Below are 26,537 nucleotides of genomic sequence, written 5' to 3' on the forward strand. Positions count from 1 at the left end.
AAAGCTGCGATTGGAAATTTTGAATATAGCGAATAGGCAGATATGATCAAAGACAAAGAACTTCGCGAGCTTTTCAGGGTTGAATCAGAGGAGCATATACAGGGGATAGAAAAGGGACTCATTCAGCTTGAGACTAACCCTGATGACAAGGAAACTCTCGAAGTTATATTCCGTGAAGCGCACAGCATCAAAGGGGCTGCTAGAATGGTGGGTGTCAAAGATGTAGAGCTGATAACCAACCGATTCGAGGATATCTTAGGCTCTGTAAGAAACGGGGAGACGAAGTTTGATCAGTCTGTTGTTGACATCATATTTCGCGGGATAGATGCAGTTAGAAAGATAGTTAATGAAGCGGTTACAGGTGAGCCTTCAGGCGTTGATCTTTCAGGGGTAATAGAACTTTTAAAAAGTGGAGCTGAAAAAGAAACCAATGCTCCGCATATTGAAGAGCTGACAGTGTCAAATGAGGAGGGAGGATACCGTATTGATAGATACCGTGTTGATACCGTTCGGGTTGAGACAAAAAGATTAGACAGACTCATGACATATTCAGAGGAACTCACAGTATTAAAGACAAGAATGGCTCATTTCCTTGCTGAAATTAATCACGCATTAGAGATGCTGGATGATATTTCAAGTCTTGTTCTGAGAAAGGAAGGAGGCTGGCTGCAGGGTATAAACGAAATGACAGGCGGAGTGCTATTAACTTTAAAAAAGCTTAGAGATGCGGCATATGAGAATGATGCGAAGCTTGAGCTTGTCTCGGCTGAACTCGAAGAAGGCATACGTAATATCAGACTTATTCCATTAAACTCTCTTTTTAACCTTTTCCCGAGAATGGTGCGGGATATGGAGAGGGAGTACGGGAAAGAGATTAAGTTTGAAATAACAGGTGGTGAGACAATGGCTGACAAAAAAGTGATCGAGGATATGAAGGATCCCGTCATGCATATACTTCGTAACGCAGTGGATCATGGTATCGAATCTCCGGATGTACGCGAAAAAATGGGTAAAAACAGAAAGGGTACGATAGCGCTCAGGGGATTTCGTACGGATAACAGCATTTTTATTGAGATTCAAGATGATGGCAGTGGACTTGATATTGAGAAGATAAAACACAATTCCCTTAAGCAGAAACTGTATACCGCAGATGAGGTCGAAAAAATGACGCCTGAAGAGATAAAGTCAATAATATTTGCTTCGGGCTTTTCAACAAGCTCATTCGTAACCGAAATATCGGGACGCGGAGTTGGACTCGATGTTGTACGTACCAACGTTGAACAGCTTAAGGGAACTATTGAAGTATTGAGCAAGCAGGGCTCCGGCTGCACCATAAAGATTAAACTTCCAATAACTCTTGCCACTGTAAGGGCAATCATTGTTACTGCGAATGAAATGCTTTTCGCTGTTCCGGTTGAGTTTATCCGGTACTGCCGGCTGATTTCCGGGAAGAATTTTTTTTCAATAGAAGGGAGCGAAACTGTCAGTATTGACGGTCATTCTGTTTCCGCTGCAAGGTTGTCAGATATACTTGAAATCAATGGCAGTAAAAGTGCAAAAATTGATGAGCGTCTGGATTGTATTATTATTTCAGTAGTTGATGATCAGTTCTGCGTCATAGTTGATTCTATTTTAGATGAACGGGAAATTGTTCTTAAACCTCATAATCCGCTTTTAAAGCATGTTCCCAATATTTCAGGGACTACAATGCTTGGGAGCGGAGAGTTGTGTATGGTGCTGAATCCGCATGATATGAGAAAAGTCTTCAGAAATAGAAGGGGTTTTATGATGACAAAAAAACCGGAGTCCGGAGAGATGGCAGAAGAGCTGAAAAAACATGTTGTCCTGCTTGTTGAGGATTCTATTACAACGCTGACACAGGAAAAACGGATACTTGAAAGCGCAGGATATGAGGTTGTCACGGCTGTTGACGGGATGGATGCTCTGAGCAAACTTGCTTTCCGCAGGTTCGATGCTGTAGTTTCAGACGTCATGATGCCCAATATGGATGGTCTGACGCTTACTGAAAAAATACGCCGTGACACGAAATGCAGTGAGATGCCGGTTATACTCGTTACAACGCTTGCGTCAGATGAGGACAAGAAAAGAGGGCTCGAGGCAGGAGCAAATGCCTATATAGCAAAACCGGCATTTGAGCAAAAAATCCTCCTGGATACGCTGAAGAGGCTTATTTAGAAGAGGAGACAAATTGAGGTGACCAAATAATGAATGAATGGGATGATGTGAGAGGAAAAGAACAGATACGGGTAATAAAAGTTCTCCTGGTGGATGATTCCCCCCTGGCACTCGTTATCATGAAAAGAATGCTTTATGCAGCACCTGACATAAGGGTTGTTGGGACTGCAAGGAACGGAAAAGAGGCGCTAAAACTTATTCCGATTGTTGACCCTGATGTTATCTGCACTGACCTTCATATGCCGATAATCGACGGACTTGCGCTTACAAAAGAAGTGATGGAGGAATATCCCCGCCCAATACTGGTTATAAGTATATCAGTTCAAAAGGAATCTGAGAATGTTTTTAAACTTATAGAAGCAGGTGCAGTAGATGTATTTCCGAAGCCGAGCAGCGGGCTCGAGGAAGATTATATGAAGCAGACAGCAGAGTTTATCAGCAGAATCAGAATACTCTCAGGTGTTAAGGTATTCAGAAAAAAAAGAGAGAAACCTTTAAAGAGACTTGAAACAACAGAACCCATAATCGCTGTTCCCGGATATACTGTTCCTAAGATTCTCGGCATTGGAACGTCAACTGGCGGCCCAAATGCTCTGCAACGTATTCTTTTAAGACTTCCATCGGATTTTCCTCTTCCTGTTATGTGTGTGCAGCATATTAGCGAAGGGTTTCTGCTTGGTTTTGTGGAATGGCTTCAGGGAATGAGTAAAGTCAAGATTGAAATTGCAAGGCAGGGGGAGCTCCCGTTGCCCGGGCACGTTTATTTTCCTCCGGAGAATTTTCATCTTATCATAGATTCAGAAGGGAAGTTCAGATATTCCTCTCAATCCCCGGTTGACGGGCACCGTCCTTCAGCGACAGTTATGTTTCATTCAATGGCACAGCAATTCGGGAGTTCCGCAATAGGAGTCCTTCTTACCGGGATGGGACGGGATGGTGCTGATGGCATGAAGGCAATAAGGGATGCTGGAGGGATTACCATTGCACAGGATGAGAAGACTAGCATCGTGTTCAGCATGCCTAAACATGCTATAGAGCTTGACGCTGCACAGTATGTTTTACCGGTTGATGAGATCGCAAGAGCGATTTTAACTCTTGTTAACAAAAAAAATGATAGGAGTCTATAATTATGCAGAAATTTGAAGAGAAGGAGATTAAGGGGAAGGAAATTCTCTTAGTTGAAGACAGTGAGCTTCAATCTGCAGTATTAAAAAATATGCTTGAGGAACAGGGATTCGTTGTAAAGGTTGCCGGAAATGGGGCTGAAGGACTCGGTATGCTAAATCAACACAAATCAGACATTGTTATTGCAGACATCCTGATGCCTCTAATGAACGGTTATGAGATGTGCAGGCAGATAAGACAGAATAAAACGTTAAAAGACATGCCTGTCATACTTCTTACACAGCTTACGGAACCTGAAGACATAATCAGAGGGCTTAATTCAGGAGCTGACAACTATGTGACCAAGCCGTACGACACGGAGTATCTCCTTTCAAAAATCTGTTCGCTGCTAAGAAGCCCGGACCAGTTCCGCAACAATCCTGCGGAACAATGTGTTGAAGTTACATACAAGGGAAAACACTATACTGTACGTGCCGGAAGGAGTCAGACTATGAACCTCCTTCTTGCGACATATGAGAATGCTATAATACAGAACAGGGAACTTAATAAGATGCAGGAAGAACTTAAGCTTCTCAACGATGTACTTGAGGAGAAAGTTAAAAAGAGGACTGCTTCATTGACTGTAGAGATTGCAGAACGAAGACGGATTGAAAATGAATTAAGAGCAAGCGAAGCAAGGTTTCGTGGTGCAGTTGAATCTGCAAATGATGCAGTAATCTGCCTGGAAGCTCCCGGGATGGTTTATTTATGGAACACAAAAGCAGAGGAGTACTTCAATTATTCAGCATCTGAAGCTATTGGAAAACATATTACTCAACTTATTATCCCTGAAAGAAACAAGGATTCAATACAAAGGTATTTTGATGTTTTCTTCAAGACTGGAATCGGACGCGGTGCCGACAAAGCCATAGAAGGATTTGCCTGCCGCAAGGATGGTTCGGAGTTTCCTGTCGAGGTTTCAACTGCGGGAATAAATGTAAACGGCACATGGAATTCTATTAGTCTCATCAGGGATATAACGGAAAGGAAGAAGGCTGAAAAAAAATTAAAGAATGAAATTGAGACAACAGCGAGTTTACTCGCTCTTTCTGAAGCCACTGCAAACACTGTTGATATTGATGAACTTTCTAAATCTGTAGTTAAATGCTGCTGTGACATAGTAAAATGCGATGTTTCACTTTTCTATTTATGGGATGCTGTGGCAGGAAAATTTCGTCCGCAATCCTCAGAGGGACTGATAAAAAGCATGCTTCCTATATTCAGAAGTGAGAACCTTTCAGAAGACGAAGAATTATTAAAAAAGGCACTGGGAACCGGGAAACCGGAATTACTTGATGTGAATTTTCAGAAATCTTCCAGTGCAAAGAAAAAATTATGGGATCCGGAAAAGATGGAATGGCTGAATGATGCAAAGGAGATCGAAATAATCCCGCTTCTGAATATCAGTAAACAGCGGCTTGGTTTGTTGATAAATGTTTACCGGGAGCACAGGGAAATTACAGAAAGAGGCGGCAAGCTTATTCAGACTATATCAGATGAGGTGTCACAATCACTTGAACAGACTAGGCTGTTCAGCGATACCATGCATAAGACGATGGAGCTTTCCCACAAGATAGAAACCATACAGGTTATGCATGATATAGACAAAAGTATACTCTCCACACTTTCACCGGAAGAGATTCTTGAAACTTCCACGCGAATAATAGGAAAAATAATCCCCTGTGATAAAACCACTATTTTTCTTATTGACAAGGAAAAGAAGAGTTTTGTTTTTGCTTCGGGATTCGGATTGTTTTCCCTAAAAAAAGGGTCATTGGTGCCGTTCGGGGCAACGAATGCATCGGAAATCATTGATACACGAAAACCGCAGTACATTGCAAATTTAATGGAGAATAAAGAACCTCTTTTTCTTGAAAAAACCCTTATACAGGAAGGATTCATGTCGCATGTGAGAATTCCACTCACAGTTAAAGGTGTTGTGATAGGGATTCTATCAGTTGGTGCAAAAAGACCGGCAGCGTTTACGACACCGCATCTTCAAACTCTGGAAAAACTTGCCTCACAGATAAGTGTTGCGCTGGAAAATGCGAGGCTTATAACCGACATGGAAGAGCTTTTCATTGGAACCGTAAAATCTCTTTCATATGCCATTGACGCAAAGTCTTCTTGGACATCAGGTCATTCAGAAAGGGTCACAAAGTATTCTATTGATGTCGGGAAAGATATGGGACTTTCCGAGGCCGAGCTTAAGGATCTCGAGCTGGCAGCAATTCTCCATGATGTTGGAAAGATCGGTACTTATGAATCTATTCTCGACAAGCCGACAAAACTGACTGATGAAGAGATGAATATGATTAAACAACATCCTGGGAAGGGTGCTGACATACTTTCGTCGCTCAAACAGCTTAAAAATATAATTCCTGCAGTGAAACACCATCATGAATCATATGACGGTAAAGGCTACCCAGAGGGTCTGAAAGGTGAAGATATTCCACTTTTTGCAAGGATTCTTGCTGTCGCAGATTCTGTAGATGCAATGAGTTCTGATAGACCCTACAGGAAAGGCAAAGCAATGGAAGAGGTTTATAGCGAACTTAAGAGATGTTCCGAAACACAGTTCGATCCCGTCGTAGTCACCTCTTTCCTCAATGTTTACTCCAAGAGAACGTGACAGAAATTAAGATTTCTTGCGATGTTTCAAAAGATGCAATTTACCTATTGACATTATATCACTCTGTAGGGTAATGATGAATTTAGATACGCTCAATTGATTGATCTTACCATTCCCCAGCCCGGTTGACAGAAGATTTACTGAAAAATTATTCTGTTTAACATTATCCAGTTAATAGATAATGAATTCTGACTTTGGTAATATAGAAAAACCACTTACCCGGAATAATGACTGCCCGATTGCAAGACAATCCGTAGTCTTGAAGTCTTTTCTGATAATCGGCTCTGCAACTTTCTTATACCTGTATCTAATCCCTTTGATATTCGGAGTGAATTTCCACTACATCCTTGTCTTTGATATGCGTTTTGAGCCGGATAACCAATGGCACTTTATATTAAGGTATATAAGTTTATGCACTGCTATTTTCATGGCAACTACATTTTTATGGCAGAGAAATTATCTTAATACATTAAAAAAAACCGGGTTTATTGCTTTTTTATTTATTGTGATTCTTATATTCAATGTATCGCTTGCTTCAACGCGCGGTGGATTCTGGCATGCAATCCCCCATCCTTTTTCAGAAACAGCGGAAGAACGTTCAACGCCGACAGGATATTGCCGCGATATAGTTAAAATAAATGATATAAAAAGTTTTTTGCATGATTATGTATCGCTGATGCCTCAGCTCTCAATCCATGGGTGCACACATCCTCCGGGTCCTGATATTTTTATGTATGCAATATTAAAGTACCTGAATTGGAGTGCGTTATCAGCTTCTTTAATAGCGATTATTATAAGCGCACTCAGCGTGATACCTGTTTACCTGATATTCAAGCTTGTTCTTTCAGAAGCAGCAAGCAGATTTGGTATTCTCTTATGGGCATTTACCCCTTCGATAGTCATATACAGCGCCACTTGTATGGATGGGGTTTTTATGTTTTTTTCAATATGGACCTTTTATTTTTTCCTTTATTATCTTGTTAAGGAAAAACATTTCTTCCTCTCATCTATTCTGACAGGGATTTTCCTTGCAATATCCTTATTCATGACTTTTTCTGGCATATATCTTGTGTTGTTCTTCTTTTTCATTTCACTTTTTTATTTACGCAGGGACATACGGAAAGCCGGGATGCTCTTCCTTGATCTTTTGATAGTATCCATGACGTTCATGACAATTTATTTTTTCATATATTATCTGACCGGATTCAATATCAGAGAATGTTTAACAACAGCAGTGGTAAACAATATGCGATTCATGAAAGTCCCTTTTGTTGGCTGGAAATATTTTGAGAGTCTTGTTGTCACCAGGATATCTGATTTCGCAGCTTATTTCACTTTTATGGGGTTTGCTTCAACAGGCATATTCTTTGTCTATATTTCAAAAAAGTTCAGAAAATCACATCCCGGAAATGAATATATGGGTTACACTGTATTCATCTCTGTATTGACACTCCTGGTAATTACTTTAGGTGGAGTGTATTGGTACGAAACCCAGAGAATATGGATTTTCCTTTCTCCTCTTTTTTTAATACCTGTTTCAGAGGCCATATTATCCCTGTCAGCAGACTGTCTATCTTCTATCCTGCCGCTCCAATTATTAGCTTTTAATTTTATTCAAACAATATTGCTTGAATTATTATTTAATACTTACAGTTAAAACATTTACTTTATTCTGATACATCTCTTATCTTCCGCATCCATCAGGGACATAGTCTGTTTGCTGGCACATGATAAAAGATTTATATTGACAACGCAGGCTATATTAAATATTCAAGAATACCTCAATTCGCCATTCTGGGTATCCGGATAAAAATTGGTTTATAAAGTAAAGATATGATTTTTTTTAAGGAGCGGGAATGAGTAAGATTAAAGGGCTTATATGCAGGGAATGCAAAAATGAATACCCTGCCGAAGCAATACATGTTTGCGAGTTCTGTTTTGGTCCTTTGGAAGTCAACTATGATTACGAATATATCGGGAGTAAAATATCCCGCCAAAGCATAACTGAAGGACCTAATAGCCTCTGGCGGTACCTCGACCTTCTCCCTGTAAGCGGGAAAGATGTTGTCGGAGCTAACTCAGGATTTACTCCGCTGATAAAAGCCAACAACCTCGGAAAGCTTCTTGGACTTAACGAGCTATATATAAAGAATGATGCTGTCAACCATCCGACCTTGTCTTTTAAAGACAGGGTAGTTGCCGTAGCTCTTTCAAAGGCAAAGGAATTCGGCTACGACACGGTCGCCTGCGCATCGACTGGAAACCTTGCAAATTCAGTTGCTGCAAATGCAGCGGCAGCAGGGCTAAAGTGCTTTGTGTTCATACCCGGTGACCTTGAGGCAGGAAAAATAATCGGAAGCCTCATCTATAACCCCACTCTGGTGGCTGTCAACGGCAATTACGACGATGTGAACCGTCTTTGCACTGAGGTTGCAGGAGAATATAACTGGGCCTTTGTGAATATAAACATCAGACCCTACTATGCAGAAGGCTCGAAGACTCTTGCCTATGAAACAGCAGAGCAGTTAGGATGGAAGGCGCCTGACCAGGTCGTTGTTCCTGTTGCATCAGGCTCGCTTCTTACAAAGATACGTAAGGGGTTCAATGAGTTCCTGAAACTGGGTCTGATTGACAGTGCAGATATAAAAGTGAACGGAGCGCAGGCTGAAGGATGCTCGCCTGTTGCGACGGCTTATAAGAATAACACTGAATTCATAAAACCAGTAAAACCTAATACAATAGCAAAGTCAATTGCCATAGGGAATCCCGCTGACGGATATTATTCATTGAAAGCTGTAAAAGAAAGCGGCGGTGTTTTCGAAACTGTAAATGACAGTGAGATAGTAGATAGCATGAAACTTCTTGCGTCCACGGAAGGTATTTTTACTGAGACAGCAGGAGGAGTCACGATTGCAGTGCTGAAAAAACTTGCGGAAAATGGTAAGATAAAAAAAGATGAAGTAACGGTTGCGTATATCACGGGAAACGGCCTTAAGACACAGGAGGCAGTAGAAGGAGCTCTCCATAAACCCATAAGGATAGACCCGCATCTGCGCGATTTTGAAGCAGCGATAAAAAAATAAGTTTTTTATAAGGAGCTTGAAATGGCAGTAAAAGTAAGAATACCTACGCCGCTGAGGAAACTTACCTCACAGCAGGCGATCGTTGATGCTGAAGGGAAGAACGTTGCGGAAGTGATTGACGACCTTGAGAAAAAATACAGCGGCATTAAGGGAAGACTTTGCGATGATGACGGGAAGATAAGGAGATTTGTAAATATCTTTGTCAACGAGGAAGATATCCGCTTCCTGAATGGAACCGAGACTGCTGTTAAAGAAGGTGATGAGTTATCAATAGTACCGGCAATAGCCGGAGGCTGATAACGTTCAACCCGGAAGGAGAAAATCTATGTCTGTCTTCAAGGCGAGATTGGTATTTAAAGGGGAGATAATAAAGGAACCGATCATCTACCGTCTTGTAAAGGATTTTGAGGTTGTCCCAAATCTGCGAAAAGCCCTGTTTGAAGAGAATACCGGATGGGTGGATATTGAGATATCCGGCGCCATGGATGAGATAGAAAAAGCCATAGATGCCCTTAAAAGCTGGGGTGTAGACGTATATCCCATAGAGGGAGATGTAGTTGAATAGAGTATGCTTGTAATACCCCGCAGTATCATTGATGAAGTAATATCACATCTTAAAGAAGAATATCCCCTTGAAGGATGCGGAGTCCTGATAGGGAAGGGAAGAGAAGTTTCAGAATCTGTAAGGCTTACCAATAAAGATAAAAGCGAAGTTTCATACCAGTCTGACCCTCTTGAGCAATACAGCCTTTTAAAACGGCTCGATGATGAACATCTTGAATTACTCTGCATTTATCACTCCCATCCGGAAGGAGAACCAGTGCCATCCTCAAAAGATATCGCCCTTGCATATTTTAACTGCCATTACATGATAGTCTGTCTGGCAAACCAGGATGCGCCGCAGATCAGGCTTTTTACAATAGAGAACGGAGCATACAATGAAGAGAAGTTTGAAACCAAATAAGGGGACGCAACCCTTTTTCTTGATCAGGGAAGAGAAGTTTGAAACAGTATGAGTTTTTGATTATCTGTCTTTTAAAAAGTTATTTATAAAACTGTATGCAATCTTTGAGCGGCGGCAGCCTGCATTTCGCTTAAAACTTCATGCGCTCCTATGCAGGCAGCCACCGCTAAATAAGAGACGAATTACCTAAAAAACAGACATGCTATATTATTGGTTAGATTTTTTTTAGCTTGGCAGATTCCCCGGCAGGCACCTGCTGTTTAGTGCCAGAGGGGAACTGCCAAGCTAAACTACTCCTGATGGAGAATCTGTCAAACCGATTATTATCGAAGTTACTGCTGTGCAAGAAAAAGGGTTGCGTCCCCTATTGCTCGTCCCCTATTGCTAAGCTACTGCTGCCAGGAGAATATGCCCTTTCTCAATCCGGGCACTTCAACTGCTATCTTGTCTGTAAGTATTCCGTCAACGAACCAGAGAAGATTATCGTTTTTTTCATAAATCCATTCGTGTACTGCTCTTGGTTCTTCTCTTCCGGAAACAGCTTCTTTATAGACAAGGATATAGGAAGGGGCACCTAGCTCTGAATAGATTTTCTTTTGTTCCTCTGAAAGCTTCTTGACTTTAATTTCCGGTGCATCCCAGATATTAGGCTTAACAAAATTGTCATTTTTTATATAGGGAACACTATTTGAACAGGAAACAAACGAGAGAGAGAGCAAACTTATTATTATAAGCAGTGATTTTTTCATTTGAGTGAACATATTACTACAAAATCGCTATAAAAAGCAATCCCCCTTTACTCCTTTGTGAAGAATGGAATAAAGGGGGAATATTTTTTTTGCGTTTTACTTCTTTTTAGCAAGAAGCTGTTTTAACTGCTCGCGGAACATTTTGACTTCTTTTTCCACGTCAGCATCGGTTTTTTTCTTGTCGCGGAGCCTGCTTGCCTTCTGGAAATTGATTTCCGCGTTCTTTGAGTCCTCATCAATGGCACTCTTGTTGTCCTCTATTTTTATTTTTTCAACATAGAGCATTGTCATATACTGGTAGTAGTCAGGAGATTCCTGATTGATCTCGAGAGCTTTTTTAATTGATGTAAACCCGTCATCTATGGCAGTAAGCTTTAGATGATTGACGGCCTCTTCAATACCTTTGCCAGCCTGATCCTTTGATATCCCGACAGTTGACGAGATATAGTCTGACATATTGCGTACATTTTTCGACAGAATAGCTCTTGCCTGTTTCGCCAGAGAAAATTTTAAATCAGGCGCCTTCTCTGTTATGCATTTCAGCATATTGATTGGTGAAGTCCCGATACATTCCAGTACCTTGTTTACCTGATCATCTTTTATGTCCTTTATCTCTTTAAGCTGTTTAATGAGAGAATCTTTGCTTATTGATTTTACAACATCTGTCTCAGGTGCCTTGAGAGCTTTTGCAAGTTCAGCAGCCTTGACCTTGTCTATTTTTGCGCTTTTCGAAATTGCCGAAATCGCTGTATCGTTTGCTGCAAGTTTATCTACATATTCATCAATTCCATAAAGTCCTTCAGGCTTTTGTACTGCAAAGCAAAGACCCCAGTCTATTACACCCAGCGTATAATAAGCATCTGCACCGGCAGGATCTACCTCGATCTTCTTTTTAAAATATGTCCGTGCCTCAGCGAGGTCTCCGTCATCCATGAACATCGATGCTATCTTTGCATATTCATTTGATATATTGAACTGCGATTCTGCCCTTGCAGGATCAAGCTCGAGAGTCTTCTTATAATAAGCGATAGCATTCTCAGCGAGATTTACGCACTTTTCATGTTCTGTCGGGCTTTTCATGGCAAGGAACTGGTTGGAATAACATACTGCTATGTTCTGGTTCGCATCTGCTGATGCCGGCATAAGCTCCGCAGATTTTTTGAATTCGTCGATGGCTTTTTCAAAATCTCCCTGGGCATAGAAGCTTTCACCCTGTTTCATGTGTGCGTCAAATTCTTTCTTTTTTTTGTCTCCACATCCTGCTATAGCAATTGTAATAATCAGAACAGACAGAACAACAGTGAGCGATGAGAATTTCTTTATCAACATGGTATCTCTCCTTAATAAAGTTTCTTGCTAAAATATGTGGTGTTTGTATATTTCATGAGGTGTACTGTCAAGATTTTTGTATTGCCGGAGTACCTATAAGATATCTCATTTATATGTCACGCATACTGTAGTTTTTTTTATTGACAAAGAATAAAAAACATATACAAGACACTCGACTCTCATAAGGAATTCCGCTCAGGGAGATAACTATATTGAAGATATCATATATGGAAGATATTGAAAAAGAATGTCTTGATCTTGAAAAAGATATGTATGTCAATTTTCGAAAAAAACTCTTTCCAAAACATCCTATAAATATTAATAAAAAGAATAGATATGAAAGGAGGGCGAATTAGTGTTCGACACTCTTGTAGAGTCGGGAGAAGGCGGCCAGGATGGTAAAAGATGGTATATGGCTCCTGTTTCGCTTCTTATCCACGGCATTGTAATTGGAACTATAATAGCTATACCAATATTGTTTCCACAGATGATAGAGAAAGAAGTAAAGGTAACTCTGGTGGCGCCTTCAGCTCCACCCCCGCCTCCCCCCCCCCCTGCAGCCTCAGCTCCGCAGCAGGTTGCTGCTCCTAAAGTCGAGGCAGCAAGGGTTGATCAGGGACCTGTCATTGATGCACCTTCATCAGGACCTTCTGAGCCGGTACAGGCAGGTGGTAGTGGTTTTGGGGTAATAGGCGGAGCAACTGGAGGAGGAGGAGGTGCGGCAGGATCAGCATTTATGGGTAATATAGCACCTGAAGCTAAATCAGAGCTTGATATCGAGCCTCCAAGAATAATAACGGCAGATATGACAAAGCCTGAGCCAAAAGATAAAGTAAATCCTGTTTATCCTCAGCTTGCTCTTAAAGCAGGTGTTGAGGGAACGGTAATTCTCCAGATTGTCATAGGGCCCAAAGGAAATGTTGAAAGTGCGAAAGTATTGACCGTAGTTCCGCCGAAAGCAAGGGGAATAGGCCTTGAGGAAGCTGCTGTACAGGCGATTCTCCAGTGGAAGTTTACACCTGCCATAGCTGGCGGGAAAGCGGTCCGCGTATATTATAATGCGCCGATAATTTTCAAGCTCAATTAGAACTGTCTCCAAGGGCTAAGGGATAAAATAAATAAATATAGTTAAAAGGAGGTTTTAAAATGCAGTTTTCGTTTCTTGAAATGTGGACAAGTATGGGGCTTATTGCCAAGACGGTTGTTTTTATCTTAGCCGGTAGCTCAATCTATGCATTTACCATTATTGCAGAAAGATGGTGGACATTCTACCAGGCTAAGAAACAGACAAAAACTTTTATTGCACAATCTGCAAGCTCTTTCAAGTCCGGCAAGCTAAAAGAAGTTCTTCCTATGGCTGAAGAAGCTTCTAAAAGCCATGTTGCAAGAGTTGTTGCCGCAGGTTTGAAAGAACTTAAGCTGAATGAGGGCGGATCTTCCAATCTTCAGCAGATATTGACCTCTGAAGATAAGATTGAGGCTGCATCTAGGGCTATCCAGAGGGAAACAGCAGTAGAAGTAGCAAGGCTTAAAAAAGGAACAGGCGGACTTGCAACAGTAGGCAGTATTTCTCCATTTGTCGGACTTTTTGGAACTATATTTGGAATCATCAATTCATTCCAGGCTATGGCAACGAGCGGCTCTGGCGGACTTGCTACCGTATCAGCAGGTATAGCTGAAGCTCTTGTTACAACAGCGCTCGGTATTGGTGTTGCAATTCCTGCGGTTGTTTTCTTCAATTTCTTCATTACCAAGACAGAAAACTATGTTGTTGAGATTGATAACTCTTCATCTGAACTCGTTGATTATCTTCTCAAGGAGGCGACTAAATAATGGGAATGGAAGCCGGCGGGACAAAGAATGTCAAGTCCGATATAAATGTTGTACCGCTAATTGACGTATGCCTTGTGCTTCTTGTTATATTCATGGTTGTAACTCCTCTTCTTCAGAAGGGAGTGGATGTAAGGCTTCCAAAGGCGGCTTCAGCCACTAAAAAGGAAGCGGTCAAGGTTACTCTAACGGTAAAGAGGGATGGTCAGATGTACCTTGAATCTGACAAAATCGCCTCAACTGACAGACTTGAAGAGAAGCTTACAGGGCTGTTCAGCAACAGAGAGGAAAAATCCCTCTATATCAAAGCGGATGAGACTTTGACATTCGACAAGATTATGGAAGTAATGGATATTTGTAAAAATGCGGGCATTAAGGAAGTTGGTCTGATGACTGAAAAGAAAGGGTAGTAATCCCTTTTTTTTAAACATAGTGCTGTGCGGAGGAATGTAAAATGAGTATGGATGTAGGCGGCAAAGGGGTAAAAAACGAAATCAACGTTGTTCCCCTTATTGATATAGTTCTTGTTTTGCTTGTTATCTTTATGGTGGTGACCCCTTTGATGCAAAAGGGGATAGACATCAATATTCCGGAAAAAAGTACAAGCCAGAAGAAACCGGACAAAGAGGACAAAAAGAAAACCCTGGTTGTAAGTATAAGACCTGATTCATCAATTGACGTTAACTCGGAAGGCGTTGCTCGTGCGGAACTCGAAGGAAAGCTCCGCGAGATGCTTTCAACAAGGGATGACAAGACAGTATTCATTAAGGCGGCTGGTTCACTTATATACGGCAGTATAATAGAGGTTATGGATATATGTAAGGCAGCAGGTGTAAAGACCATAGCCATTATAACTGAAAAGAAATAACACGTTCTTAAAACAGGCAGATTTCCCATAATTGAAGCTCTTCCCCAAAGAACAGAAATTTTTCGATCTTTTTGAAAAAGGCGCCAAGAACGTTGTAGTTGGCGCTGATTTGCTAAAACAGCTTATACATGATTATACGGATATTGTCTCAAAGTCGAGTCATATCAAGGAAATTGAGCATGAAGGGGATATAATAACCCACAGCACCATAGAAAAGTTAAACCTCACTTTTATCACTCCTCTTGACAGAGAGGATATTTACTCCCTTATCAAAAGCCTCGACGATATTCTGGATTACATTGATGCAGTAGCTTCAAGGATGGTATTATACAATGTGCAAGTGCCTACAGAGGAAGCAAAAGCGCTTGTAAATGTCCTTGTGAAATCTGTCAATGAAGTAGCAAAGGCAATAACTGAACTTAAAAACATCAAAAAACCGGAACAGATTCTTAATTCCTGCATTGAGATAAATCGCCTTGAGAACGAGGGGGATGCTCTTCTTCGTGAATCTGTTGCCAAGCTTTTTTCTGATAATCTTCCGCCGCTTGAAGTTATAAAGTGGAAGGAACTTTATGAGAATCTTGAGACTGCAATTGACAAGTGTGAAGATGTCGCAAATGTTGTCGAAGGAATCGTTCTTAAAAATGCATAATTTGCAGGCGGCAAATAAAATTATCAGACCTTCAATATTATACGCGTTGTGATTGACTATACTTTATTCCTTCTCGCCTTAACAATATTAGCAGCCCTTGTTTTCGATTTTTCAAATGGATGGAACGATTCTGCCAATGCGATTGCCACTGTCGTTTCAACGCGTGTTCTTTCTCCAATACAAGCCATAGTCCTTTCTGCCACATTGAACTTCGTTGGAGCCTTTGTAAGCACTAAGGTGGCAAAAAGTATTGCAGGCAAGATAGTTGACCCTTCTATCCTTGATGCAAAAGTAATCCTCGCATCTATGATAGGCGCGGCAATATGGACTATCGCACTAACAAAATTTGGCTTGCCGATTTCATGCTCGCACGCTCTCATAGGAGGGATTATGGGGTCGGCAGTAATAGGTCATGGCATGGGAGTTTTAAATATCAAGGGTCTTACCCCGATATTCCTTGCACTTCTTATTTCGCCTGTCCTTGGAATGCTATTCGGACTTATCTTAATGCGCGTACTTAATAAGATGTTTGCAAACTGGGCCCCGCGAAAAGTTAACAGCATATTTGGAAAACTTCAACTTATTTCCGTGAGTTTTATGGCATTAAGCCATGGTACAAACGATGCACAGAAGGTAATGGGAGTGATAACGATGGCTCTTGTTTCTGCAGGCGTCCAGACAACGCTTGATGTGCCGGTATGGGTAATTCTGCTTTGTGCTCTTACCATAGCTTTGGGAACCGCGCTTGGAGGATGGAAGGTCATACAGACGCTTGGTATGAACCTGATAAAGCTTCAGCCAGTACACGGGTTTGCGGCAGAAACATCAGCTTCGGGTCTTCTTTTCTTTGCAGCATTTCTCGGGCTTCCAGTAAGCACAACGCATGTAATAACAGGAAGTGTTTTGGGCGTAGGTTCGGCACGCCGGTTTTCAGCCGTAAGATGGGGCATCGGAAAGAAGATAATATATGCATGGGTATTTACATTGCCCGCATCAGCAGTCTTTGCCGCATTGATTTACTTGTTCCTGAATGCAGTCCTTCCGTAAGACATTCTCCCTGTAATTCACGCATCTTTTTCTTGTCATCTTCTGTTCTTGTTATGTCATCACCTCTTTTTTATGTCATCCCCTCGAAAGAGGGGATCCAGAAATAATGACTAAATCTGGATTCCGCATCAAGTGCGGAATGACAAACCAAAAAATCAGAATTAAAAGGCAGCTCCATAACTTTTACATTTTGCGAAAAGTATTTTGCTTGACAAACTATTTGTGATGAATAATATTTGTATTGCCAAGCACGGCTATAAACTCAACTAAAATAATAATTTTGAATTCATGAAAAAAAATAATAACAATGGTTTCCGCGGGAAGACTGAGCGCTTTGAAAAAGCCTTCAGGGACTTTTTTTCCATAATCCGCGAAAAGGACCGGTATCGTTTTTCCGATTTCAAGGTCACAGAGGCTCAGTTCATAGCAATGATGTTTTTGAGAGAGAAGAAAATAGCAACCATGAGCGAGCTGAAGGTCTGGATGGGAATTCATATGAGTACGCTTACCGGGATAATTGACCGCATGGTGCGCGACGGATTCGTCAAAAGAGGAAAGGACAATACTGACAGGAGGATAGTGAATGTAAGCCTGACCAAGAAGGGCTCCTCAACATCATCATTGCTCTGGAAGGTCCGCAGGGAAAGGATTGAAACCATGCTTCGCATGCTTAACGAAGACGACCAGATGCTTCTCATAGATACTTTTGAACGTTTAAGCACCAACATAAAACAGAAATACCAGAAAACAACGGAGGCTAAACAATGACAATCGCTGGTAGCAGAAGAAAAAAAATCATAATTACGGTTTCTGTTATCGCATTTCTATTTTTGGGTTTCAGGGTTTATAAGTCGGTTATAGAAGGACAGGGAATGGCCGCAACATCAAAAGACTCAAGGATTGTAGTCGGGACTGTAAGCGCAGTAAACGGTGATATAAGAAACGTAATCACAATATCGGGAGATGTTTGTCCAAATGCTGGCGTTGACATATATACAAAAGCTTCAGGAAAAATTGAAAAGGTGAATGTTGATATTGGGGACGCAGTCGGGAAGGGCCAGGTCCTTGCGATAATAGAGCATGAGGAGCTTGACTTGAAGGTTAAAGAGGCTGAAGCAGCGCTTAAGGTCGCACAGGCAGACCTTGAGAAGGCAAAGGCAAGCATAGAAAGGACAAGGAATGAATATCAGAGAGCAGAGACCCTGAAAAAAAATGGAATGCTTTCAGACCAGGAATTTGAAAAGTCCCTCGATAATTACAGGTCATCGTTGGCTTCCCTTTCGCTTTCTGAGGCGCAGGCAAATGACTCCCGCAAGGCGCAGCTTGATATTGCCAAGCAGGATCTCTCAAATTGCTGGATAAGGTCTCCAATAGCCGGCGTTGTAACAAGGAAAAATTATGATATGGGTGCCATGGTCTATTCTTCAAACGGAGGCAGTTCAGTACCGCTGTTCAGGGTTGAAGACCTTAGCGTCGTAAAAGTACGGATCAATGTCCCTGCAAAGTACGTAAAGGTTCTTAAGGAGGGGATGCCTGCTTTGGTTTCGGTGTCTTCCATGGGAAATGAAAAGTTTGCCGGCGAGGTGAAAAGGATTTCTCCCGGTCTTGACCAGCTTTCAAGGTCAGCTGTTTGCGAAGTAGAAGTTGAAAACAGCGGTATGAGGCTAAGGTCAGGTTCGTTTGCTGAAATTGAGATCGATATGGGCACCATAAAGAACACAGTCATGATACCTCGCGATGCGGTCATGAAAAGAGAAGGTAAGGAGTATTCCTTTGTCTTTAACGGCGGGAAGGCAAACATGAGGCAGTTAAAGACCGGGGTGAGTTATGGTGACATGATACAGGTAATTGAAGGGATTAAGTCAGGTGAAGAAGTTGTCACGTCAAACAAGGCAAGCCTCTACGATCAGGCAAGCATCAGAAAAGGTTCTGTCTGATGGTCCTTTCTGATATATCGATAAACCGCCCGGTTTTCGCGGCGATGATGATCGTTGCACTCATGGTGCTTGGAGTTGTTTCAATAGCCTATATTAATGTTGAGCAAACTCCTGATATCTCGCCGCCATTCGTTACTGTGACCACATTATACCCGGGTGCCAGCCCGGAGGAAGTGGAAACAACCGTTACCAAGCCTCTTGAAGAAGCGGTGAGTGCGGTTAACGGCATAAAAAACATAAGCTCCATAACAACTGAAGGAATGTCAAGGATAGTCCTCGAATTCGAATTTGAGATCCCAATAAAGCTGGCAAGCATTGAAGTCAGGGAAAAGGTATTCCAAAAGAAAGCCCAGCTTCCGGAAGAGGTCAAAGAGCCTGTAATCGAAAGATTAGACCCGGCATCAAGGCCAGTCATGTGGCTTGGTGTTTCTGCACCGCGCCCGTCATCTGAGATAAGAGACAGTGTAGAAAACGTCATAAAACCTGCAATCGAACAGATCGAGAATGTTGCATCCATTGAGATGGTTGGAGGACTTGAACGTGAAGTGCAGGTCAACCTGAGGCAGGGCAGACTGAAGGCTTACGGCATTCCGATACAGCAGGTCATCTCAACCCTTAAAAGCGAGAACGTGAATGTCCCTGCAGGAAGAATCGACAATGAATCAAGAGAGATAGTCGTCCGGACTCAGGGTGAATTTACGAACATAGATCAGATCGGGAACATAATAATCACCGAGAACAACAATGTTCCGGTTTATATGAGAGACATTGCCGAGGTTGTTGACGGTTTCAAGGATCTGCGGGGAATAGCAAGGATAAATGGTGTTGATGCGGTTTCAATGGCAATAAAAAAACAAAGCGGTTCAAACACGGTTGCTCTTTGCGACAACATTGTCAGCAAGATCAGCGACATTAAGAAACTGCTTCCCGAGGACTATAATGTTTTTGTCATCAGGGATGATTCCCTGCTTGTAAAACAGGATGTGGCAAATGTAAGGGAATCTATCATTGTAGGCGTCATAATGGCGGTCTTTATTGTTTTTCTGTTTATGCATGATTGGAGAAGCACTGTGATATGTGCTCTTTCGCTGCCAACCTCGCTTATCACGACTTTCTTTTTCATGTATGTGATGGGCTTTTCAATAAATATAATGACGCTCATGGCATTGTCCCTTATCGTGGGTGTTCTCATAGATGACGCCATAGTGGTGAGGGAAAATATCTTCCGTCACATGGAGGAGGGGATGTCGCCCAAGGAGGCAGCTTCATTCGGGACTGCCGAGATAGGCCTTGCGGTCATGGCTACCACCTTCAGTATCGTCGCGGTTTTCTTTCCGATAGCTTTTATGACCGGCATGATCGGGAAATGGTTCAAATCCTTCGGGTTGACAGCGGCTTTTGCGGTCATGGTCTCGCTCTTTGTCTCCTTCACTCTTGATCCAATGCTTTCGGCTTATTTCATGCGTCCTCTTTCAAAAGAGGAAAAAGAGAAGGACACATTCTTTACCAGGATTTCAAACAAGCTTGAAAAATTTTATTCAGCCCTCGACAATGAATACAGGGAAATCCTTAAATGGACACTGGCTAATAAAAAAACAGTCATACTCGGCGCAATGGGGATTTTTATAGGCTCCCTTGTCCTTCTTCCCTTCATTGGAGTGGAGTTCTTTTCTGCCGAGGACAGGGGAGAAATAAGCGTTACCATCAAAATGCCCCCCGGAACATCACTTGAAAGGACTAACGGTATTGCAACGGCTGCTGAAAAACTTATAAAGAAAAACCCGGATGTGATAACGATATTCACGGCCATCGGCCAGCTTAATGACGTCACCAATGCGCACCTTGATGTATATTGCACAAAGAAGGGAGAGAGAAAGTCCGGACTTACCCAGGAAGCGATCAAAGAACAGATAAGAGTTGCCCTCTCGGACCTTCCGGCAGACAAGATAATGGTAAACAGCAGGACTATGGATGAAGGCCAGGAAGCCCCTGTAAGCATTTATGTGCGGGGGGAGGATTTTAATGTCCTTTCTGATGTCTCACAGAAACTTCTCCCCATCGTCAGAGGCGTGAACGGCACTGTTGACGTGTCGTCATCATTTGAAAAAGGACGTCCCGAGCTTGAAGTCAGCATTGACAGGGATATGGCAAGCGACATGAGTCTTGGCACCGGAATGGTGGCAACTAATTTAAGGTCCATGATCGAAGGGATAGTCCCGTCTAAGTACAGGGAAGGCGACAGGGAGTATGACATACGAGTAAGGCTTGCTAAGCTTGACCGTGACAGCACTGCGGACATTGAAAATATTTCTTTCAGGCAGCAGTTTAAAGGCGGCCGTGATATTGCGCTGGGAGAGATTGCCTCCATAGACCAGAAAGAAGGACCTACGGAGATAAGAAGGAAAAACAGGCAAAGGGAAGTGCTGGTTCAGTCATGGCTGAGAGACATCCCTTTGAGTGCTGTGGTAAAGGACATAAAGGGGAAGATCACCGACATCAAGCTTCCACCAGGATACCAGATGGGTTTTGGAGGGCAGGCCGAAAGAATGGGAGAGGCTTTTTCAACATTGGGCCAGGCTTTTATCCTTGCAATTTTATTCATATACATGGTGCTGGCATCCCAGTTTAATTCATTCGTTCATCCCTTCACCATAATGCTCTCACTTCCGCTTGCTATAGTCGGTGCGGTCATTACCCTCTTTTTATTTGGTATGCATTTTGCCATGTCGACGATGTTTGCCATAATAATGCTCCTCGGGCTTGTTACGAAGAACGCCATACTTCTTGTTGATTATACTAATACACTTCGGAGCAGAGGGCTTAAAAAGGAAGATGCAATACTTCAGGCAGGTCCGGCAAGGCTTCGTCCTATTCTTATGACAACACTTGCCATGATACTGGGTATGCTGCCGGTTGCTCTCAGCAATGCTCCGGGTTCTGAATTCAGGGCGCCCATGGCTCTTTCAATAATAGGCGGGCTGTTGACATCGATGATGCTTACACTCGTTGTTGTGCCTGCTGTTTATTCAGTCCTTGATACAGTTACAGAAAGGTTCTTTTCCCGGAAAAAAACTTTATCCTGAAGAATACCTGAGAAATAAATGAGAGTTTTGCTCTTTTTTATAATTGGCTGTTTCATCTGGACATGTCTTTCTTTTGTCGTAAAAATTATAATCTGCTCCAGACTTGCGATTAAAAAAAATAAGCATCATGCCTTTCATCCTCTCAAAATCATTCTGGGAATCTTTGGTGAGTTTGTCTCGGTAACGGCTGCCATACTTCTTTACCCATTCGGGATATTCGACTCCAGCGTAAAACCGCAGGCTAAACTAAATAAAAAGCGAAAGGGAGTATTGCTGATACACGGCTATATTCATAACCGCTCCATGCTTATTCCTATGAAATATTATTTACGAAGAAGAGGTATTGAAAATATTTTTGATATCACACTAAGTCCCCCATTTGCATCCATAGAGCATTTTGCCGGACTCATCTCAGCAAAGGTCAAGGAAATAAAATCCTGCGGCATCGAAGAAATAGATATGGTCTGCCACAGTATGGGAGGAATAGCAGCGAGATATTATGCTGTAAATTCACCGGATGCAGGTGTGATAGGAAAGCTCATAACGATCGGAAGCCCGCACCTTGGCACTGCATTGGCCGGACTCCATATTGGTAAGTGCTGTGGTGAAATGAAGACAGGAAGTTCATTTTTAAAAGATTTAAATGAAAAGAGACTCCCCGGCAATATAAAGATGTTCTCGATTTGGAGTACCTTTGACAACATAATACTGCCGCCGGAAAATTCGATTGCTCCGGACTCTAAAGAGATATCCTTCGATTATATCGGGCATATTGCCCTGGTATTTTCCCCGTCTGTTTTAAATACAGTTTATAAGTTGTTATAATTTACTTTATAGTGATAAAACCATTCTTAGGTGTCATTAAGCTCATATGTTGTGAGCAGTAATACGGGATAACAGTGCCGACTGTTGCTGTAACAGGTATCTCAATTGTAACGCTTGAGCTTAAGAAAAGTCCTGTATCAAATGAAATACCGTTAACGGCTCCATTGGTATAAACCTCCGGTTCAGATGCGCTTGTCACAGAGTGGTCAAAACCAACAGTATTAGTAACTGTGATTACTGCTCCTGGTGATACTCCGAGGTTTACAGGGCTGAACGTCAATCCGGAGATTGTTATCGTATCCCCGTTAGTTATAGTTGGGACAAGGGTAACTGAGGCTGTTGAGGATTGCGCTGGATCAGCATTGCTCGTTGCCCTTACAACGGCTGATTTCATTGTTGTTGTCAGAACAGGCGCAGTATAAAGTCCGCTTGTATCGATTGTTCCATTGGCATCTCCTCCGTCAACGGTCCATGTAACAACCTCGTCAAGCGTTCCTGTTATGGTTGCTGTAAATTGAGCAGTACCTTCTGACTCTATTGTGGCATTTTCAGGAGATACAGAAATAGTTATTTCTGCGGGATTGACTATTGTGATAAACCCATTTTTGGTTGTCATTGTGTTCGTATGTTCAGTACAGAAATAAGGAATTACAGTGCCAACGGTAGCGGTGACAGGAATTTCTATTGTTTTGCTTCCATCTGTGTTGATGAACGAGCCTGTGTCAAATGAAATCCCTTTTACAGAACCTTTCGTATAATTAAGCGGCTTTGAAGCACTTGTCACGGTATGAGTAAATTCATCTTCATTAGTCACTGTGATTACTGCTCCGGGAACTGCGCCCAGGTTGACAGGGCTGAAAGCAAAATTGGAAATGGTGATGGTGTCTCCGCTCGATACTGCCGGAATAAGTGTGACCATAGCTATTGATTTCTTCATTTTACTCATTTTACTTTTGGCAACTATTTTAATTGTCCTCGGTTCGGTAACTTCCGCCGGTGCCGTGTAAGTGGCAGAAGTCAGGTCATTGGCAGCTATGGTTCCATTGGCACTGCCCCCTGTAACAGACCATATGACTTTCTTGCTTGCTTTGTTTTTAATTTTAACTGTCACGGTAAAAATAGCTGTTTCTCCGGCAGGTACAATTGTTTTCTTTGGAGAAATATTTACACTCATGACCATCGGTTTCTTTTTAGCGCTCATGCCGCCACCCATATCTCCACCGCCAGATCCTTGACCCATACCACTTCCCATATCTCCACCACCAGACCCCTGTCCCATTCCACCACTCATATCCCCATTGCCGGATCCATTTGACATGCCACCGCCCATACCACCGCTTCCGGTACCCTGCATTGAATATACGTTTGGCAAAAAAAGAATCAGTGAAAAAGCCAGTGCCATAATAATTGACAAGAGAGTTTGCTTTTTTATCATTAGTACTTCTCCTTAGAAGAGATTTTAGTTACTTAAATATCTTTTAGAATAAAGTTCAAAAAGTTTAAATCATTTTTTTTAGTTAAGTACAAGATAGTCCATTTAATTTAAAACATCAATGATTCTGTTTCAGCCATTTTCTGTAAGCAGTTACTACCGGAAAAAGATCTTCTTTGTGGTTCATGGTTTTCTTTACAAGTCTTACTCCAAGTTCATCCAACATTTTCTGGCTGTCTCTCGAAATAGTATCTGAGGTATATAGTATCTTGAAGGTCCTGGAGCAAGAGCATTTTATGTTGTCAATGTATTCGAGAAATTGAATACCTTCTGAAAAGACCTGTCTGTTATCAAGTATTAGAAGGTTTTTGCATGGCTCATTCTTTGGGCAAGTTGTTTCCCTGTTTTTGAAGAAAGAACACTGGTGTGTAATGTCGCTTTTAGCATTTACAGACGAGAATCCCTCTGAAATCAGATAATCCCTTATAACCATCTGCATTAAGTCGTCGTCATCAACTACACAAGCTTTCAAGATTGTCTCAGGCATAAATCCTCTTAATATTTTCTTATAGCATATTACAATTTACCTTAAATTTCCAATATTTCGTATTGACTATGGTTTAAGTCTTTTAATATAAAACGGCTATCTTCAGGGTGTTAAATTTATAAAGACAAGGGGACTAAGATGGCACTTAAAGTTGATCCGGGAAAATGCATTGCCTGTCTTTCTTGCGAGATGGCTTGCGGGTACTACCATGATGATGCTTTCACTACGCTTTCATCAAGTATTATGATTTACAGGGGTGCTGAGAAGAAGAACTACTTTGGCATAATGGTGAAAAGGAAAGATGACATACTGATTGGAAAGCCCGAGGGGATTGAAAGCAAGAAACCGGGAAGCGGTTCATCAGGCGGCTCGGAGAGCGCTTCAGCAAAGCCTATACTTATCAGGCCTACATGCGATCTATGCGCTAACGCCGAAGAATACAATTGCGTGAGATTCTGCCCCACAGGCGCACTGCTTAAGGAATAAACATTAATTAATAAAAAAACGGAGGATTCAAATGCCCGGCTTATATAATGACAGGATCCTGATAGTAGATTTGAGTGAAGGAGAAGTGAACGAGAAAGGATGCGGAGCTGATTTCTTTAATAGCCATATTGGCGGAGCTAAGGCAAATCTCGCTCTTTATAAAGAATATGAAAGTGATGACCCAATAGTAATTGGCTGTGGACCATTCACAGGCACGCTCTTTCCCGGAGGAGCGGCTGCGATAGTTACATGCAAGAGTCCTTTGAATGGCGAGGTTGTGCATTTCCCAATACTGCTTAATGGCGGTATGGAGTTTAAACTCTCAGGCTTTGATTTTGTCGTTATAAAAGGAAAGTCTGAAGAGCCTGTTTATCTCTGGCTCCATGATGAGATCGGTGACCTGAATGATGCCGGCCAGTACTGGGGAAAATCAACTTGGGAGATCACCGAAGCTCTGCGCAAAGACATGGCAGAGGACCTTGTGCAGGTTATTTCAATCGGCGTTGCAGGGGAGAACGGTTCAAAGGCAGCACAGCTTTGCCATAACTATTGGGGCACTGCGGACAAATGGAATATAGCAGGAGTTTTCGGCGCAAAGAATTTGAAGGCGGTTGCATTCAGAGGTCTTGGTCTGATCGAGATAGAATCGTCGCAGGATTTTATTGATGGCTGCGCAGGCTTAAAGAAAGAGATAATAAGCGGAAGCATTAAAGGAAAGTATGGGATACTTGCCTGTTCGGAAGCAATCGGGGCAGGAGAGACCGCATCATGGGCAGCGCCATCAATCCACCGCATGATAGGCTGCTTTGCGTGTCCCTATAACTGCAATACATTTTTAAAATACAATGAATCCCCGCAGGCATGCGCACTTGACGGAGTGGATGCACCGGGATTTTTACTTACAGATTTAGCTTCAGCGATAAAGCTTAAAGCTGCTGGCTTTTCTTCTGCTGATGCAGGAAGAGTTTTAGAGCTTTCCGCAAAGCTTGGGCTTGAACCAGTGCAGGTTGCAAAGGCGATAGCAGGGAAGGGGAAAACATTCGCAGAGGTTGAAGATGCAGTGACATCCCTTTCTCAGAGCGGAGCTGACAATGTCGAGCCATATAGCGATGCATGGGGTGAGAAAGCCGCGTCGTCTTTTAGTGCCTGGGCTCCAAATAAAAAAGTCTTTTCAACAAGTGATGCAAGCCGCGAGGAGCTTAACGCCCTTGCTTATACTCTTGGCGTCTGCCCTCTCTTTATGCTGATGGCTTCAGAGATAACGCTTGATAAGGTCTCAGAGCTTCTAAGCCTCGGCGCCGGCATTGAAAAATCAGCAGACGAGATAAAAGAGATAATTAAAAGTATTGGATGAAAAAAATACATTTTAAAAAGGGGACGCAACCCTTTTTTGTAAAAAGTATTGGATGAAGAAATTACATACTATTAAGAAAATAGGGACAGCGCCCGTTTAATTAGCGGAGAATATTGTGGAAGCACTACTTGATGTCATCAGTGTAAAAACTCGTGATGATTATACTTTAGAACTTGTTTTTGAAAATGGCGAGAAACGATTATTTGATATGAAACCTTTTTTAGATAAAAAGCCTTTTGTCAAACTCCTTAACTCTCCGCTATTCTTCAAGGCGTCTGTCCAATATGGTACTGTGGTATGGCCGGGGAATATTGATATTGCACCCGATACTCTATGGTCTCGCTCTGTGCAGGCATAAC

25 protein-coding genes are annotated in these 26,537 nt (G+C 42.1%); 21 read left to right on the plus strand and 4 right to left on the minus strand.

Annotated features, from left to right (window positions below; genetic code table 11):
* Window positions 1-42: 42 nt before the first annotated feature.
* From HZA77_07575 to HZA77_07610, 8 genes are all read left to right on the plus strand, one after another.
* Entirely contained in the window at window positions 43-2,196 is a 2,154-nt protein-coding gene (locus HZA77_07575) for a hybrid sensor histidine kinase/response regulator (protein MBI5375278.1), read from the plus strand.
* 29 nt (window positions 2,197-2,225) lie between these two features.
* Window positions 2,226-3,323, plus strand: coding sequence for a chemotaxis-specific protein-glutamate methyltransferase CheB (gene cheB, locus HZA77_07580; protein ID MBI5375279.1), 1,098 nt, complete (start codon window positions 2,226-2,228; stop codon window positions 3,321-3,323).
* Window positions 3,324-3,325: 2 nt separating this feature from the next.
* Window positions 3,326-5,992, plus strand: a complete 2,667-nt coding sequence (locus HZA77_07585; GenBank protein ID MBI5375280.1) for a response regulator — start codon at window positions 3,326-3,328, stop codon at window positions 5,990-5,992.
* A gap of 181 nt (window positions 5,993-6,173) precedes the next feature.
* A complete protein-coding gene (locus HZA77_07590; protein ID MBI5375281.1) occupies window positions 6,174-7,649 on the plus strand; it encodes a glycosyltransferase family 39 protein in 1,476 nt (491 codons plus the stop codon).
* Window positions 7,650-7,848: 199 nt separating this feature from the next.
* Window positions 7,849-9,075 (plus strand): threonine synthase, encoded by a 1,227-nt coding sequence (locus HZA77_07595; protein MBI5375282.1) that lies wholly within the window; start codon window positions 7,849-7,851, stop codon window positions 9,073-9,075.
* A gap of 21 nt (window positions 9,076-9,096) precedes the next feature.
* On the plus strand, window positions 9,097-9,372 hold the full coding sequence (locus HZA77_07600; protein ID MBI5375283.1) for a MoaD/ThiS family protein: 276 nt from the start codon (window positions 9,097-9,099) through the stop codon (window positions 9,370-9,372).
* Window positions 9,373-9,400: 28 nt separating this feature from the next.
* Window positions 9,401-9,640: an NIL domain-containing protein gene (locus HZA77_07605; protein MBI5375284.1), complete on the plus strand. Its 240-nt coding sequence runs from the start codon at window positions 9,401-9,403 to the stop codon at window positions 9,638-9,640.
* 3 nt (window positions 9,641-9,643) lie between these two features.
* Window positions 9,644-10,039, plus strand: coding sequence for a M67 family metallopeptidase (locus HZA77_07610; GenBank protein ID MBI5375285.1), 396 nt, complete (start codon window positions 9,644-9,646; stop codon window positions 10,037-10,039).
* Window positions 10,040-10,428: 389 nt separating this feature from the next.
* Here the strand turns inward: HZA77_07610 and HZA77_07615 are convergent, their stop codons facing one another.
* Both HZA77_07615 and HZA77_07620 read right to left on the minus strand, forming a co-directional pair.
* On the minus strand, window positions 10,429-10,788 hold the full coding sequence (locus HZA77_07615) for a hypothetical protein (protein MBI5375286.1): 360 nt from the start codon (window positions 10,786-10,788) through the stop codon (window positions 10,429-10,431).
* 96 nt (window positions 10,789-10,884) lie between these two features.
* The gene (locus tag HZA77_07620; protein ID MBI5375287.1) at window positions 10,885-12,117 is read right to left on the minus strand and encodes a tetratricopeptide repeat protein; all 1,233 of its coding nucleotides are present in this window, start codon (window positions 12,115-12,117) and stop codon (window positions 10,885-10,887) included.
* Window positions 12,118-12,472: 355 nt separating this feature from the next.
* Here HZA77_07620 and HZA77_07625 point away from each other — a divergent pair, with 355 nt between their 5' ends.
* The 10 genes from HZA77_07625 (at window position 12,473) to HZA77_07670 (ending at window position 22,359) form a co-directional block, all read left to right on the plus strand.
* The gene (locus tag HZA77_07625) at window positions 12,473-13,204 is read left to right on the plus strand and encodes an energy transducer TonB (protein MBI5375288.1); all 732 of its coding nucleotides are present in this window, start codon (window positions 12,473-12,475) and stop codon (window positions 13,202-13,204) included.
* A 59-nt stretch (window positions 13,205-13,263) separates the two neighbouring features.
* Window positions 13,264-13,950: a MotA/TolQ/ExbB proton channel family protein gene (locus tag HZA77_07630; GenBank protein MBI5375289.1), complete on the plus strand. Its 687-nt coding sequence runs from the start codon at window positions 13,264-13,266 to the stop codon at window positions 13,948-13,950.
* Window positions 13,950-14,357: a biopolymer transporter ExbD gene (locus HZA77_07635; GenBank protein MBI5375290.1), complete on the plus strand. Its 408-nt coding sequence runs from the start codon at window positions 13,950-13,952 to the stop codon at window positions 14,355-14,357. Before HZA77_07630 ends, HZA77_07635 begins: the two co-directional genes overlap by 1 nt.
* A gap of 44 nt (window positions 14,358-14,401) precedes the next feature.
* Complete coding sequence (locus tag HZA77_07640; protein MBI5375291.1) at window positions 14,402-14,815, plus strand: biopolymer transporter ExbD; 414 nt, start codon at window positions 14,402-14,404, stop codon at window positions 14,813-14,815.
* A gap of 31 nt (window positions 14,816-14,846) precedes the next feature.
* Complete coding sequence (locus tag HZA77_07645; GenBank protein MBI5375292.1) at window positions 14,847-15,467, plus strand: DUF47 domain-containing protein; 621 nt, start codon at window positions 14,847-14,849, stop codon at window positions 15,465-15,467.
* Between the two features lie 48 nt (window positions 15,468-15,515).
* Entirely contained in the window at window positions 15,516-16,514 is a 999-nt protein-coding gene (locus tag HZA77_07650) for an inorganic phosphate transporter (protein ID MBI5375293.1), read from the plus strand.
* Between the two features lie 288 nt (window positions 16,515-16,802).
* Entirely contained in the window at window positions 16,803-17,282 is a 480-nt protein-coding gene (locus HZA77_07655; protein ID MBI5375294.1) for a MarR family transcriptional regulator, read from the plus strand.
* Window positions 17,279-18,451: an efflux RND transporter periplasmic adaptor subunit gene (locus HZA77_07660; protein MBI5375295.1), complete on the plus strand. Its 1,173-nt coding sequence runs from the start codon at window positions 17,279-17,281 to the stop codon at window positions 18,449-18,451. The genes HZA77_07655 and HZA77_07660 overlap by 4 nt, the downstream gene beginning before the upstream one ends.
* Window positions 18,451-21,534, plus strand: a complete 3,084-nt coding sequence (locus tag HZA77_07665; GenBank protein MBI5375296.1) for an efflux RND transporter permease subunit — start codon at window positions 18,451-18,453, stop codon at window positions 21,532-21,534. The genes HZA77_07660 and HZA77_07665 overlap by 1 nt, the downstream gene beginning before the upstream one ends.
* Window positions 21,535-21,552: 18 nt before the next feature.
* Complete coding sequence (locus HZA77_07670) at window positions 21,553-22,359, plus strand: alpha/beta hydrolase (protein ID MBI5375297.1); 807 nt, start codon at window positions 21,553-21,555, stop codon at window positions 22,357-22,359.
* Window position 22,360: 1 nt separating this feature from the next.
* Here the strand turns inward: HZA77_07670 and HZA77_07675 are convergent, their stop codons facing one another.
* On the minus strand, window positions 22,361-23,794 hold the full coding sequence (locus tag HZA77_07675; protein MBI5375298.1) for an Ig-like domain-containing protein: 1,434 nt from the start codon (window positions 23,792-23,794) through the stop codon (window positions 22,361-22,363).
* 115 nt (window positions 23,795-23,909) lie between these two features.
* Window positions 23,910-24,338, minus strand: coding sequence for a hypothetical protein (locus HZA77_07680; protein MBI5375299.1), 429 nt, complete (start codon window positions 24,336-24,338; stop codon window positions 23,910-23,912).
* A 138-nt stretch (window positions 24,339-24,476) separates the two neighbouring features.
* On the opposite strand from HZA77_07680, the gene HZA77_07685 reads away from it, so the two are divergent.
* From HZA77_07685 to HZA77_07695, 3 genes are all read left to right on the plus strand, one after another.
* On the plus strand, window positions 24,477-24,824 hold the full coding sequence (locus HZA77_07685; protein ID MBI5375300.1) for a hypothetical protein: 348 nt from the start codon (window positions 24,477-24,479) through the stop codon (window positions 24,822-24,824).
* 31 nt (window positions 24,825-24,855) lie between these two features.
* Window positions 24,856-26,178 (plus strand): hypothetical protein, encoded by a 1,323-nt coding sequence (locus tag HZA77_07690; GenBank protein ID MBI5375301.1) that lies wholly within the window; start codon window positions 24,856-24,858, stop codon window positions 26,176-26,178.
* Window positions 26,179-26,293: 115 nt separating this feature from the next.
* Window positions 26,294-26,536, plus strand: a complete 243-nt coding sequence (locus tag HZA77_07695) for a DUF2442 domain-containing protein (protein ID MBI5375302.1) — start codon at window positions 26,294-26,296, stop codon at window positions 26,534-26,536.
* Window position 26,537 lies beyond the last annotated feature (1 nt).

It is taken from the genome of Candidatus Schekmanbacteria bacterium, from assembly GCA_016219965.1.
Lineage (GTDB): Bacteria > Schekmanbacteria > GWA2-38-11 > GWA2-38-11 > J061 > JACRJM01.